General features: G+C 69.7%; 12 protein-coding genes. 8 read left to right on the plus strand and 4 right to left on the minus strand.

Features of this window, described 5'->3' with window-relative positions:
* Window positions 1–23 precede the first annotated feature (23 nt).
* The gene (locus OG299_RS33150) at window positions 24–1,040 is read left to right on the plus strand and encodes an asparaginase (protein ID WP_327363461.1); all 1,017 of its coding nucleotides are present in this window, start codon (window positions 24–26) and stop codon (window positions 1,038–1,040) included.
* Between the two features lie 56 nt (window positions 1,041–1,096).
* Window positions 1,097–2,506: an aspartate ammonia-lyase gene (aspA, locus tag OG299_RS33155; protein WP_266481065.1), complete on the plus strand. Its 1,410-nt coding sequence runs from the start codon at window positions 1,097–1,099 to the stop codon at window positions 2,504–2,506.
* 105 nt (window positions 2,507–2,611) lie between these two features.
* On the opposite strand, the gene OG299_RS33160 is transcribed toward aspA, so the two are convergent.
* A complete protein-coding gene (locus tag OG299_RS33160) occupies window positions 2,612–3,709 on the minus strand; it encodes a site-specific integrase (RefSeq protein ID WP_327363462.1) in 1,098 nt (365 codons plus the stop codon).
* 157 nt (window positions 3,710–3,866) lie between these two features.
* On the minus strand, window positions 3,867–4,661 hold the full coding sequence (locus OG299_RS33165) for an MBL fold metallo-hydrolase (RefSeq protein ID WP_327363463.1): 795 nt from the start codon (window positions 4,659–4,661) through the stop codon (window positions 3,867–3,869).
* A gap of 90 nt (window positions 4,662–4,751) precedes the next feature.
* Between OG299_RS33165 and OG299_RS33170 the strand changes: the two genes are divergently transcribed.
* Window positions 4,752–5,147 carry a winged helix-turn-helix transcriptional regulator gene (locus tag OG299_RS33170; RefSeq protein WP_327363464.1) on the plus strand — a complete coding sequence of 132 codons (396 nt, stop codon included), beginning with the start codon at window positions 4,752–4,754 and terminating at the stop codon, window positions 5,145–5,147.
* A gap of 157 nt (window positions 5,148–5,304) precedes the next feature.
* Here the strand turns inward: OG299_RS33170 and OG299_RS33175 are convergent, their stop codons facing one another.
* A complete protein-coding gene (locus OG299_RS33175) occupies window positions 5,305–5,877 on the minus strand; it encodes a TetR/AcrR family transcriptional regulator (protein WP_327363465.1) in 573 nt (190 codons plus the stop codon).
* A 103-nt stretch (window positions 5,878–5,980) separates the two neighbouring features.
* Between OG299_RS33175 and OG299_RS33180 the strand changes: the two genes are divergently transcribed.
* Both OG299_RS33180 and OG299_RS33185 read left to right on the plus strand, forming a co-directional pair.
* Complete coding sequence (locus tag OG299_RS33180; protein WP_266631629.1) at window positions 5,981–6,289, plus strand: YdhR family protein; 309 nt, start codon at window positions 5,981–5,983, stop codon at window positions 6,287–6,289.
* A gap of 115 nt (window positions 6,290–6,404) precedes the next feature.
* Window positions 6,405–7,097, plus strand: coding sequence for a VOC family protein (locus OG299_RS33185; protein ID WP_327363466.1), 693 nt, complete (start codon window positions 6,405–6,407; stop codon window positions 7,095–7,097).
* 457 nt (window positions 7,098–7,554) lie between these two features.
* Here OG299_RS33185 and OG299_RS33190 read toward each other — a convergent pair whose 3' ends face one another.
* Window positions 7,555–8,007, minus strand: a complete 453-nt coding sequence (locus tag OG299_RS33190; RefSeq protein ID WP_327363467.1) for a tyrosine-type recombinase/integrase — start codon at window positions 8,005–8,007, stop codon at window positions 7,555–7,557.
* A 1,288-nt stretch (window positions 8,008–9,295) separates the two neighbouring features.
* Between OG299_RS33190 and OG299_RS33195 the strand changes: the two genes are divergently transcribed.
* From OG299_RS33195 to OG299_RS33205, 3 genes are all read left to right on the plus strand, one after another.
* Window positions 9,296–10,801 carry a GMC family oxidoreductase gene (locus tag OG299_RS33195; RefSeq protein ID WP_432762289.1) on the plus strand — a complete coding sequence of 502 codons (1,506 nt, stop codon included), beginning with the start codon at window positions 9,296–9,298 and terminating at the stop codon, window positions 10,799–10,801.
* 115 nt (window positions 10,802–10,916) lie between these two features.
* Window positions 10,917–11,735, plus strand: coding sequence for an inositol monophosphatase family protein (locus OG299_RS33200; RefSeq protein WP_327363469.1), 819 nt, complete (start codon window positions 10,917–10,919; stop codon window positions 11,733–11,735).
* A 44-nt stretch (window positions 11,736–11,779) separates the two neighbouring features.
* Window positions 11,780–12,376, plus strand: coding sequence for an NADPH-dependent F420 reductase (locus OG299_RS33205; RefSeq protein WP_266631639.1), 597 nt, complete (start codon window positions 11,780–11,782; stop codon window positions 12,374–12,376).
* The last annotated feature ends 168 nt before the right edge of the window (window positions 12,377–12,544 follow it).

The raw sequence follows: 12,544 nt of genomic DNA on the forward strand, positions 1-12,544 counted from the left end.
ACCCACCACCGAACGAGGCAGTGATGCGCAGCAGTCTCCTCGCGGACGCGCCCGCGATGCGCGAGCCCCAGCATGCACCCGTCGCCCACGTCACCCGGGGCGGCGTGATCGAGGGAGTCCACTACGGATCCGTCGTCGTCCTCGGCGGTAATGGCGACGTCCGGTTGAGCATCGGAGACATCGAGGCCGCCTGCTACCCGCGCTCAGCCCTCAAGCCGGTCCAGGCCCTCGCCATGGTGCGGGCCGGGCTGCCGCTCGACGGCGCCCTGCTCTCCCTCTCGATGGGCAGCCACTCCGGCGAGGAGCACCACCTCGCAGGTACCCGGCTGATCCTCGAACTGGCCGGCCTCACCGAGGACGACCTGCGCAACGTCCCCGACGTGCCGTACGCCCCGGCGGTCCGGGATGCCTGGGTGCGCGAGGGCCGCGGGCCTTCCCGGCTCGCCCAGAACTGCTCCGGCAAGCACGCGGCGATGCTGTACCTGTGCAAGCTGGCCGGCTGGCCCCTGGAGAGCTACCTCGACCCGGGCCACCCGCTTCAGAGGGCGATCGCCGAGGTCGTCGAGGAACTCACCGGCCAGCACATCGCGAACGTCACCGTCGACGGCTGCGGAGCCCCGCTGTTCGCAGTGTCCCTGCACGGCCTGGCCCGCGCCGCCGCCCGCATCGCCACGGCCGGTCCGGACACCGCCGGGCGCCGGGTGGCGGACGCGCTGCGCGTCCACCCGGAGATGGCCTCCGGCACAGGGCGAGACACGGCCCGGCTGATGCGCGCGGTGCCCGGGCTGCTGGCCAAGGACGGCTTCGAGGGCGTCCAGGTGGCCGCGCTGCCCGACGGCCGGGCCGTCGCGGTGAAGATCGCCGACGGGGCGGACCGGGCGCGCATCCCGGTGACGGCCGCAGCCCTCGCCCGGGCGGGAGTCGAGCCGCGGCTGCTCGCCGGGTTCGAGGGCGAGCCGATGACCGGCGGCGGCCGGCCCGTCGGCGGCATCCAGCCGGTGGCGGCGCTGAACCCGCCCAGCATCCCCGCCACCGCCTGACTCCATCCCCTTTCACCACCTTGACCCACCCACCTCAGGAAGAGGGCCGCACACCCATGACCGCCGCCACCCGCAGCGAACACGACCTGCTCGGAGACCGCGAAGTCCCCGCCGACGCCTACTGGGGCGTCCACACCCTGCGCGCCACCGAGAACTTCCCCATCACCGGGACGCCCATCTCCGCCTACCCGCACCTGATCGACGCCCTCGCTGCCGTCAAGGAGGCCGCGGCCCTCGCCAACGAGGAACTCGGCCTGCTGGAGCCCGCCAAGGCAGCCGTGATCGTCGCCGCCTGCCAGGAGATACGCGGCGGCAAGCTCCACGACCAGTTCGTCGTCGATGTCATCCAGGGCGGCGCCGGCACCTCGACCAACATGAACGCCAACGAGGTCATCGCCAACCGGGCGCTGGAGCTGCTGGGCCACGCCAGGGGCGAGTACCGGCACCTGCACCCCAACGAGGACGTCAACCTCGGCCAGTCCACCAACGATGTCTACCCGACCGCCGTTCGGATCGCGACCGCCTCGGCGGTGCGCGGCCTGCTCGAAGCCATGGCCGTCCTGCAGGCCGCCTTCGCCCGCAAGGCCGCCGAGTTCCACGACGTGCTGAAGATGGGCCGCACCCAGCTGCAGGACGCCGTACCGATGACCCTCGGGCAGGAGTTCTCCGCCTTCGCCGTCATGCTCGACGAGGACCGCAGCCGGCTCGCGGAGGCCCTCGGACTCATCCACGAGATCAACCTCGGCGCCACCGCCATCGGCACCGGCCTCAACGCCCCTGCCGGGTACGCCGAGTCGGCCCGCCGCCACCTCGCCGACATCACCGGGCTGCCCCTGGTCACCGCGGCCGACCTGGTCGAAGCCACCCAGGACTGCGGCGCCTTCGTCCAGATGTCCGGCGTCCTCAAGCGCATCGCCGTCAAGCTGTCCAAGACCTGCAACGATCTGCGCCTGCTGTCCTCCGGGCCGCGCGCCGGACTCGGCGAGATCAACCTGCCGCCGGTGCAGGCGGGCTCGAGCATCATGCCCGGCAAGGTCAACCCGGTGATCCCGGAGGTCGTCAACCAGGTCGCCTTCGAGGTGATCGGCAACGACATCACCATCACCATGGCCGCCGAAGCCGGACAGCTCCAGCTCAACGCCTTCGAGCCGGTCATCCTGCACTCGCTGTCGAAGTCCGTGATCCACCTGCGCGCGGCCTGCCTCACCCTCGCCGAGCGCTGCGTGGCCGGCATCACCGCCAACACCGAGAAGCTGCGGGCCACCGTTGAGAACTCCATCGGCCTGGTGACCGCCCTGAACCCGCACATCGGATACACCGCCGCCACCGACATCGCCAAAGAGGCCCTTGCCACCGGCCGGGGCGTGGCCGAGCTCGTCCTGGAGCGAGGTCTGCTGCCGGCCGAGCGGCTCACCGCCCTGCTGCGGCCCGAGGTGATCGCGGGAGCCAGAGCGGCCGGGGCCTGACGCGGGGCTGCGCCGCGGCTCACCGGCCGCGCACCTGGACCGTCCCGCGCCGCGGACGGCACGCTGTTGCACCGTTCGCCATGCCGAGCGCCCACCTGTGGCGACCTATTGGAGCCGGTGGAAATCAAGGGGTCGCAGGTTCAAATCCTGTCGTCCCGACCATGCTTCATGCAGGTCGGAGGCCGTTCTCTCATCCATGAGAGGGCGGCCCTTTCCATGCCCGGAGTCCTGGTGGTCGCAGTGTGGCCGCACGCCCGGTTCGGGACTTGTCCGCCATAGTGCTGAACGCGGGCGGGGCGGGGGAGCGGAGCCGGTGGAGGGCCTCGCGGAGGCGCTGGATGTGGTCGCGTGGTGGTCGCAGCCACGCTGGCCGGTCCGTCCGGCGGCCGGTCTTCTCGGCTCCGGTGAGAGGGACGCCGGCGGTGATGGTGATGGTGGCGGCGAGGTGTCGCAGGTCGTGGACGGTGATGCGGGGAACGCCGGCTTCGTCGGACGGTTTCCGGAGCCGGTCGAGTACGCCCTGAGGGCGGAGTGGTCGGCCGTCGGGTCTGCAGAACACGAGTGGACGTAGTCCCAGTGCAGACCGAGGGCCTCTCCCTTGCGCATGCCGGTGCCGATGAGGAACTCGAACAGGTCGGCCATGTCTGGGTCTGCCCGATGGCAGTGCTGGAGGAAGCGGACGGCCTCGTCCGCGGTCCAGATCCGCCGCTCTGGCGACGGTGGACGGTGAAGAGCCGAGGGCCTGGCTGGGTTGTGGGCGAGGCGGTGTTGGCGGAAGGCGGCGCCGAGGGCGCTGGAGAGTGTGACAGGGCATCGGTAGAGGGTGGTCTGGCCGCGGCCGGCGGCGAGCTCGCCGGTGACGAACGCGGCGATGTGCCGGTGCCCGAGCTCGTCCAGCTTCAGGGTCCCGAAGGCCGGGACGAGATCGTTGTGGATGTAGTCCCGGTAACGGGCGATGGTGGTCGGCTTGAGCACGAGGGCCTTGGCGGCGAGCCAGACGGTCAGGTAGTCGGCGACGCTCTGGTTCGGGTCGGCGTTGAACCCGCCGGCCTCGCCCTCCAGGAACCTCCGCAGCGCCCCCTCGGCCGCGTCGTGACTGCCGCGCGGCCGCGATCGGCGGTGGGACGCAGCCCGTCGTTTGTCCGGGAATGCTCCGGAGCTCGGTCCGCCGGGCAGCAGCAGGGCGCCGTCGTGACCGACCATGGAGAAAGAGAGCCCACCCAGAACCAGACGTACTCACCGCGTGCCCTGCCGTGCTGCCTCTCACCAGGGTTGAATCCGGTTTCAGGGACAAGTCGCAACCGGAACCGCCGACGGCGACCGCGGCACCGCCGAGTGCGTTCGATCGGACGGGCTGCGGTCAATGGGTGTGGCCGTGTGCGCCTGCGGCCGGCGTCCTCCAGTCGATGCCGTGTCGACGGGCCGCCGCGAGAGCGGTGGGCACGCCTTCCGCGTAGGGCTCGCCGTGGCCGGGGAGCAGCGTCGTGGCTGTGATTCCGGCCAGAGCGGTCAGGCTGTCCAATGCCTGTTCGGGGTCGTCGTTGAGGGTGCCGGGCATGATTCCCAGGCCACGTCGGCCGGTGACGACGTCGAGGGTCACCAGGGCGTCTCCCGTGATCAGGACGTCTCGGTCGGCGAGCAGCAGGCAGCTGCTCCCTGGACTGTGGCCGGGAGTGTGGATCGCCCGAGGCGATCCCGGTACGTCGAGACGCTGCCCATCGGTGTAGCACTCGGCGTGCAGGATCGGCGGGACGGTAAACAGGCCCGCGCGTGCCCAGTTCAGGTTGAGTGCAAAGACGTGAGGCTTCCACAGGTTTCGCCGAATACGGCGGGGTGGGGTGTGGAGTCGGGCGCCTTTGGCCAGCGCCTCGTCGTCCGGGTGTATGTACACCGGCCGGCCGGTGGCGTCGGAGAGCCGGCGGACGATGCCCAGGTGATCGGCGTGTCCGTGGGTGAGCACGATGGCCCGAACGGCGTCCAGACCTTGCCCCCGCTTCGTCAGCCAGTCCATCAGTGCGGGCCAGTGGCTGGGCATACCGCCGTCCACGACGGTCAGGGCGCCCTCCTGCTCGATGACGTACCAGTTGACGTGGCCGTCTCCGAAACGGAACACCCCACGGGCAACCTCGATACCGGCCTGACGAAGTCTCTGCATCTGGAAGCACCTTTCCTCAGTGGCTTCCATGATGGAAGTAACGGGAGGCTAGCAGTTCACTTCCAACATGGAAGCTGCTAGGCTGAGGGCATGCGCTCGACCCTCGCCCTCGACAACTGTCCCGCCGCCCGAGCGCTGGACGTGGTCGGCGAACGATGGGCGCTCCTGGTGGTGCGTGAAGCCCTCGCCGGAGCCCGCCGGTTCGACGAATTCCGCGATCGGTTGCGGATGAGCGAGAACACGCTCGCCCGACGACTGACGGAGCTGACTGCCTCCGGCGTCCTCAGGCGCACGCAGTACAGCCTCAAACCTGCCCGCTTCGAGTACCTCCTCACTGAACAGGGATGCGCCCTGGTGCCGGTGCTCGCAGCCTTGGCCGCCTGGGGAAACGAGTGGACCGATCCCGATCCGGATCTGCCGAAGCCGCCCGCGCGACCGAGCTGGCTCGCCGAAGACGCCGCAGGCACCGCCGGGCGGAGGGCGTGATCGCCTCGCAAGCGTCCGACGACATCGGGCGTGTGGAGAAATGGCAGCTCGCACCCGACATCGCGTCACGACAACACCCAACCCGCACGACCGTGTTCATGCCATGACGGAAGCGTGATCGTTGCGGCGTGTCACGTTGTCGTGCTCTGCCGCCAGGTCAGCCCGGGCTCGCGAGGGTGGAGATGAGGGCCGCGGCGGCTCTGTCGAAAGGCGCGATGCTGCCCGCAGCGCGACACAGGATGTGGGCGCCTTCGAGTGTGACGATCATGAGGGTGGCCAGATCGGCGGCCTGGGATGAGCTCATTCCGGCCTGGGTGAGTTTTCCGGTGAGCTCGCCGACCCAGCCGGTGAACGCTTCGGCGGCGACAGTGCGCAGGCTGCTCTGGTCGGCAATGGCTGCGCCGCCGTCGACGGTGACCGCCGCGATCGCGCAGCCGCCGCCCCCGGCGGACGCCTGCACCACGGGGCGGACGTTGCCGAGGAACGCCTCCACAACTTCGCGGGGCGTGCGGGCCGGCAGTGCGTGCAGGTGACCGCGGACGTCCTCCGCGTTGCGGCGAGCGGCTTCAAGCGCGAGTTGCTGTTTGCCGCCCGGGAAGTGGTGATAGATCGCCCCGCGCGCGGCACCGCTCTCGGCCAGGACGTCGGTGAAGGACATCGCGGCCAGGCCGTGGCGTTGCAGCAGCCCGATCGCTGCGCTGATCATGCGGGACTTCGTGTCTGCGGCCATCGCACCCCCTTGACTAGTACGGCCATCCTACTCCATGCTCACCTTACTAGGACGCACGTACTAGTAATGGGGGCTGGACAGGCCCCGAAACCGGAGGTTCGTGATGGGCAAGACGTTTCTCTACACCGAGATCCAGGCGGCAGTACCGTTCGAGCAGTTCGACTGGCACCAGGTCAACGAGGCCCTGAAGACCGCGCCGGGTCTGATCCGCAAGACGTGGCTGTCCGGTATCGGAACCCACACCGTCGGTGGTTTCTACGAGTTCGACAGCGCCGAGAACGCCCTGGCCTTCGCCCAGGGCCCCTTCGCCGAAGAAGCCCGCCGGGCCGGAGCCCCGGCAACGACACGACTGTTCGACGGTGACATCGTCAAAGACGCCAGCATCGACCTGAACTCGCCCTACTACACCTGACACCAACAGGTCGCCGCCGAGTCAGCTCTGGACGCCGCCTCGCTCCACTGTCGGGGCGGGGCGGCCTCAACGGAAAGTCATCTCGATGAACGTCACGCGGCACCCCGAGAACAGCGTGAGCTGGATCGACCTCGGCACCCCCGACATGGAGACGACGGCGGCGTTCTACACCGCGCTGTTCGGTTGGACCGTCGCCCGACCGGACCCCAACGGCTACAGGCTCTGCACACTGCGCGGACGCCTCGTCGCCGCCCTGGGGCCGGCCGAGGACGCCGGCGCCCCCTACTGGACGGTCAACGTCACCGTGTCGGACATCCAAGCCACCGTCACCCGCTTCGCGGACCTGGGCGCCCAGATCGTCGTGCCACCCACACGGGTCGGGACGCTCGGCCATGCCGCCGTCACCCTCGACCCCGTCGGCGCACCACTGTCACTCTGGCAGCCCGGCACCCATACCGGCATGCAGCTGACCCACGAACCGGGCACCTTCGCCGGCATCAGCCTGCTCACCGACCACCCCGCGCATGCTGCCGCCTTCTACCGACCGGCCTTGCACTGGAACGTCAACCCCCAGCACACCGAGTTCGGGTTGCCGGACAACTCCATCGCCGCCACCGGCCCGCCGCCAGGGAAACCAACGGCACAACGATCACTCTGGCTGGTCAGTTTCGCCGGCAACAGACCCGATACCGACGCCAAGCAGGCCCTGCGGCTCGGCGCAACCGAAGTTCGCCAGGACGCCAACGGAGACGTGGTCCTACGCGATCCCACCGGCGCTCTGTTCGCCATCACCCAGCACACCCGATAGTGCCACTCCGCCCGAACGCATCGCCCCAGGCAATCGCGCGGGAGTGTCAGTGTCTTTCCGGGCAGCCCCCTCCCCGCCCAGCCGTCTGAGACGGCTGGGCGGGCCGAGGACCAGGTGGCTTACCTTGGGGACCAGTTGGGGGCCACCGCACACCGCGGCGGGCGCACGGCAGATACGTATCTGGGGGTCAAGGGGTCGCAGGTTCAAATCCTGTCGTCCCGACCATGCTTTACGCAGGTCGGAGGCCGTTCTCTCACACACGAGAGGACGGCCTTTTCCATGCCCGGACTGCTGCTGGTCGCAGTGTGGTCGCACGCCCGCTTCGGGGTTGGTTGGCGGTGGGGTAGAGGCCGGTCGGGGCGGGGGAGCGGAGCCGGTCGAGGGCTTCGCGGAGGTGCTGGATGCGGTCGCGTGGTGGTCGCAGCCGTTCCAGCCAGGTGTCGCAGGTCGTGAACGGTCACCCGGGGTGCGCCGGCTTCTCGGGACAGCTGCCGGAGCCGGTCGAGGACGGTGTGGGGTCGCAGGGGTCGCAGGGGTCGGAGAGGGTGGCCACGCAGCGGTAGAGGGTGGTCGTTCCGCGGCCTGCGGCGAGTTCGCCGGTGACGAAGGCGGCGATGTGACGGTGTCCGAGCTCGTCCAGCTTGAGGGTGCCGCAGGCGGGGGCGAGGTCGTTGTGGACGTAGTCCCGGTAGCGCGCCATGGTGGTCGGTTTGAGCACGAGCGCCTTGGCGGCCAGCCAGGTGCTCAGGTGGTCGTCGACGCTCTGGTTCGGGTCGGCGTTGAATCCTCCGGCCTCGCCCTCGAGGAATCCGCGGAGTGCGTTCTGGCTGCGTCGTGGTTGTCGAAGCCGCCCCTGCGCACGGTCGTCCGGCGGCGGCGCGGTGCCGGGACGTCGACCGCGAAGGTCCACGTCCCGTGGTCACCGTCAGCGAGCAGGTGTGGGGCAGTGCTCTCCGAGCTGGTGATGCGGTGTGTCCCGGCAGCCACATCTGCGGCAGATGCGGCCGCGGTCGCCGGTGGTACGCATGGGGATCGCCTCCAGGAGGCGGAGGAAGGGTCGACACCTCCAGTCTCGTGCGACCACCATGACCCATGCGCCCCCTCTGACCTGCGCTTTCCCCTTGCCTTTGCGTCAATAATCCGCTCCGCAGACGTCCAGCAGACTCTTCGTCTGCTGGTGGTACGGGAGGCACACCCATGCTGACCAGCGGAAACGTCAGTTGATGCGCCCCCTTGGTCTGGGCTGGTCCGGAGCTGGTCCGGATCTTTGCCCGGGCGCTCCTGGCGTGGGGTGGGCCGGGAAGTTCTGGGAATGATTGCTGGGAGGCTTCCGTCGTCCGCCGCGCGGACATCCGCGCGGCGGACCATCGTCTCGTACCAGCCGGAGCCCCACCACTCGCCGATCGACTCGGTGTGGGAGCCGTGCAGGGGAGCAGGCGGAGGGTGGCTTCCGGGCCGAGGTTCTCGTCGACCTGCTGCCAGAGGTCGATCTCCCGGTGGACGGACGTGAGGATCCGCGCCCATCCCCGATGCCACGGGCCCGCCGTGGCCGGAACTGCGGCCGCCTAACGTCCTTGCTGCCGACCCGGGTTCACGCGGCCGTCGGTGGGAAAGGGCGGCCACCTGTGGCAGGGCAAGAAGTCGGTCGGCGTGTACGAGCAGCCTGACCCAGTGCTGTGTGACGCCGACTGTCTCGCCACACGTATGGCGCTGAGGTACCGAACGAACGTCGCGGAGGTTCAAGTACGCGCCGTGTCCGTATTCCTAAGATTCGACGGCAGAAGGGAAACCCGGGGTGTTCCAGGACGGGTACACACCAAGGACAAGAAACGCGTGAAACAAGAGAAGTCCAGCCGGAAGGCCGTCATCGCAGGCACCGGCGCCGGCATGGACATCCCCAACGGGGTGATCGGCAATGGCCGGACCGGGCGCTCCCAGGCCCGTCGATCAAGGTGATCGTTTGCCGCCGGGCCACCTCGGTGTCCGTCAGCACCAGCAGCGCGCGCGGCCTGCCTGCGGACAGCCCCGCTCCGCTGGAGCCCGCTCGTTGCTGATCAGCCGGTTCCACGCCTTCTGCGCGCCGAGCTCGGACTTCTCGGCCCCTTTAGTTCGTGCAAGCAATCAGCTCTTTGATCGTCGAGGAGCCTTTTCCTGAAACCCGGTGGTCGGACAGTGCTGCCGTGGGAAGCGGAGACATGATGGGCAAGAGTCCTTATGACTATGTCGTGGTGGGAGCGGGGACGGCGGGATGCGTGATTGCCTCCCGGCTTTCGGAACGCCCGGGCGTGCGGGTGTTGTTGCTGGAGGCGGGAGCCCGGGACGCAACCGAGGCGATGGCATCTCCTTGGGGGTTCCTGGGGTTCGACCCGTCATCCCTTTGGCTGGGCGCCTCGACCGTGCAGGCCGGTACAGGCAGGGCCGCTGACGTGCTGCGCGGTAAGGCGCTCGGCGGATCGTCGAGCATCAACGGCCTCTACCACCTGCGGGGGCACCGGTCCGGTTACGACGAATGGCCCGGCCTCGGTGCTCCGGGCTGGGGTTTCGACGACCTGCTGCCTTATTTCCGCCGCAGCGAGAGCACTCGCAGTCGTGATGCCTCCGTGCGGGGCACGGACGGGCCGGTCGCGGTCGCCCCGGTCCCGGAACCCCATCCCCTGGCCACGGCGGGCGTCGACGCCGCAGTGGAGGCTGGGTTCGCACGCGCCGATGACATCGGCAGCGGGCTGGAGACCGGGTTCGGGTGGAGTGACATGAATCTGCCCGGCGGCGCCCGCCAGAGCGCGGCCGACGCCTACATCCGTCCGTTCCTCGACCGGCCGAACCTGGACGTCGTCACGGACGCGACCGTGCAGCGGCTGCGCACCACCGCGGGCCGCTGCACCGGCGTCGAGTACACCATCGGTGGGGAGCACCTGTCCATCGACAGCGCCGAGGTCATATTGACCGCGGGAGCCATCGGTTCCGCGCACCTCCTGATGCTGTCAGGGATCGGCCCGGCCCAACACCTTGAGGAACACGGCATCGACGTCGTCGCCGACCTGCCGGGAGTGGGATCCCATCTGCAGGACCATCCGATGGCGGGCGTGGTGTACGAGGCCGACCAGCCCGTACCGTTCGTTCCTGCCAACCCGCCGGCCGAAATGATGGGCCTGCTGTTCAGCGATACCGCCGCGGCCCGGCCGGACCTTCAGGTCTACATCGTCGCCGCACCGCTCCCGTCGGCTTGGGGCCAGCCGCCGGCGGGCGGCTACTCCATAGTCTTCTCCGCGATGGCTCCGCACAGCAGCGGCACCGTGCGCCTGGCGGACGCCCATCCCGCCAGTGTTCCCGTCGTCGACCCGGGCTACCTGAGCGACGACCGTGACTTGGAGGTCATGCGCAAGGGCCTGGCAGTGGCACGTCGCATCGGCGAGGCCGACGCGTTCGCCGACTGGCGCAAGCAGGAAGCGGTGCCGGGCTCCGGGACGAGCGGCGAATCTGTGGACGAGTTCATTCGCAAGGCCACCGGCCCCTACTTCCACTTCACCGGCACCTGCCGCATGGGAACCGACGCCGATGCCGTCGTCGACCCTGCGAACCTTCGCGTGCACGGAATAGCCGGACTGCGGGTCGCCGATGCCTCGGTGATGCCGTCCATCCCCTCGGCCAACACCAACGCGACCGTTTACGCCATCGCCGAACGGGCCGCCGAACTGATCGACTGAGCCTTCTTCCGCGCCCACGGCGCTTCCACAACGCGCTTCATCCCCCCGTCGTCCGTCGTCCGTCGAACGCGACCCCGACCGGCCTCATCACCCCTCCTCAGACAGGAGCACCACCATGTCCGAAACGCTTCAGACCACGGACGTCGTCACCTCCGACGCCGACCTGCTCGACCGCACCGCGACCGCCGTGCGCGCCGCCGGTGCGGCGCTGCGCGAGCGTTTCGGCGATGTGGTCCGTTACGAGACCCGTGACGAGCTGATGCGTGCGCTCGCCGTCAACGACGACACGGCCCTGGACATCCTGCGCCACCGCCTCACGAGCCTGCGCCCGGAGGCCGGCTGGGTGGAGGACGAACTGGACGGCGGGGCGCTGCCGCCCGGCGAGTGGTGGGTCGTGGACCCGGCCGAAGGCAACGTCAACCACCTGCACGCGCTGCCGGAGTGGGCGGTGACCGCGACCCTCGTGCGTGAGAACCAGCCGGTGCTCACCGCGGTCCACCTGCCGCTGACCGGCGAGACCTACACCGCGCTCACCGGCGCCGGCGCCTACCTCGACGGCCGGCCGCTGCGCGTCTCCCCGACCGCGGACCTCGGCCTGAGCATCGTGGCCACCAGCCAGGCCCGGCCCGACGAGGACGAGAGGGTCGTACGGCGCGTCGGCTCCTCGATCACCGCGATGCTCTTCGACGCGCTCGTCGTCCGCACCGCCGTGCCCGCGACCCTGCACCTCACGAACGTGGCCGCCGGCCGCATCGACGCCTTCTGGCAGTTCGCCGGCGCCCGAGCGGACCTGCTGCCCGGCGCGCTGCTCGTCACCGAGGCCGGCGGACAGATCTCCGACGCCGAGGGCCGCCCCTGGACCCCGCAGAGCGAGAGCTTCCTGGCCGCCGCGCCCGGCGTCCACGCCGAAGCCGTCGCCACGCTCTCCCGCTGACCCCGCGCACCACAACCCGCACCCAACGCAAGGACCAGAACATCATGACCACGATCGCAGTTCTCGGAAACGGCCGCGTCGGCGGCAACCTGGCGAAAGCCCTCACCCTGGCAGGGCACGAGGTGACCGTCGCGGACCGCGCGCCGGGCGCCGCCGCCGATGCCGCCCGGGCGGCCCGGATCGTCATCAACGCCACCCCGGGCGCCGGCTCCCTGGAACGTCTCGCCGCCCTGCGCGAAGAGCTGCACGGCAAGATCCTCGTGGACGTCTCCAACGCTACCGTCGACGGACCGGACGGACTGCCCGCCGCCCTGATCTACCCCGGTTCAAGCCTCGCCGAGCAACTCCAGGCAGCGCTCCCCGAAACGCACGTCGTCAAGACGCTCAACACCATGCTCTTCCCGGTGATGACCGCCCCGGCCACGCTCACCCAGACGCCAACCGCCTTCCTCTCCGGCGAGGAACCGGAGGCCAAGCGGACCGTCCTTGAACTGCTCATCGACCTCGGCTGGCGCAAGGAATGGATCACCGACCTCGGCGGGATCCAGACCGCCCGCGCCACGGAGGCCGCGATACTGTTCGTACCGCACGTCATCCGGTCCATCGGATTCACCCCCTTCGCGATCTCGATCGCCCGCTGACCGTCGAGCCGCGCAACCTGCAGGTGACCGGAGCCGGCACCGGCACGGATGGGTTCCCGGTGGGACACGACCGCGACAGGATGATCTTGGCCGACACGGCTTGGCAGGCCGATCGGCATGGCCCGCCGGCCGGAAGACGCCCGGATTCGGCTGCGGCTCGGTGAGTGA

Source organism: Streptomyces sp. NBC_01296, assembly GCF_035984415.1.
Lineage (GTDB): Bacteria > Actinomycetota > Actinomycetes > Streptomycetales > Streptomycetaceae > Streptomyces.

Coding starts and splice junctions, on each gene's coding strand:
- aspA (WP_266481065.1), top strand. CDS start 1,097: ATGACCGCCGCCACCCGCAGCGAACACGACCTGCTCGGAGACCGCGAA.
- OG299_RS33180 (WP_266631629.1), top strand. CDS start 5,981: ATGGGCAAGACGTTTCTCTACACCGAGATCCAGGCGGCAGTACCGTTC.
- OG299_RS33175 (WP_327363465.1), bottom strand. CDS start 5,877: ATGGCCGCAGACACGAAGTCCCGCATGATCAGCGCAGCGATCGGGCTG.
- OG299_RS33200 (WP_327363469.1), top strand. CDS start 10,917: ATGTCCGAAACGCTTCAGACCACGGACGTCGTCACCTCCGACGCCGAC.
- OG299_RS33160 (WP_327363462.1), bottom strand. CDS start 3,709: ATGGTCGGTCACGACGGCGCCCTGCTGCTGCCCGGCGGACCGAGCTCC.
- OG299_RS33170 (WP_327363464.1), top strand. CDS start 4,752: ATGCGCTCGACCCTCGCCCTCGACAACTGTCCCGCCGCCCGAGCGCTG.
- OG299_RS33205 (WP_266631639.1), top strand. CDS start 11,780: ATGACCACGATCGCAGTTCTCGGAAACGGCCGCGTCGGCGGCAACCTG.
- OG299_RS33165 (WP_327363463.1), bottom strand. CDS start 4,661: ATGCAGAGACTTCGTCAGGCCGGTATCGAGGTTGCCCGTGGGGTGTTC.
- OG299_RS33150 (WP_327363461.1), top strand. CDS start 24: ATGCGCAGCAGTCTCCTCGCGGACGCGCCCGCGATGCGCGAGCCCCAG.
- OG299_RS33195 (WP_432762289.1), top strand. CDS start 9,296: ATGGGCAAGAGTCCTTATGACTATGTCGTGGTGGGAGCGGGGACGGCG.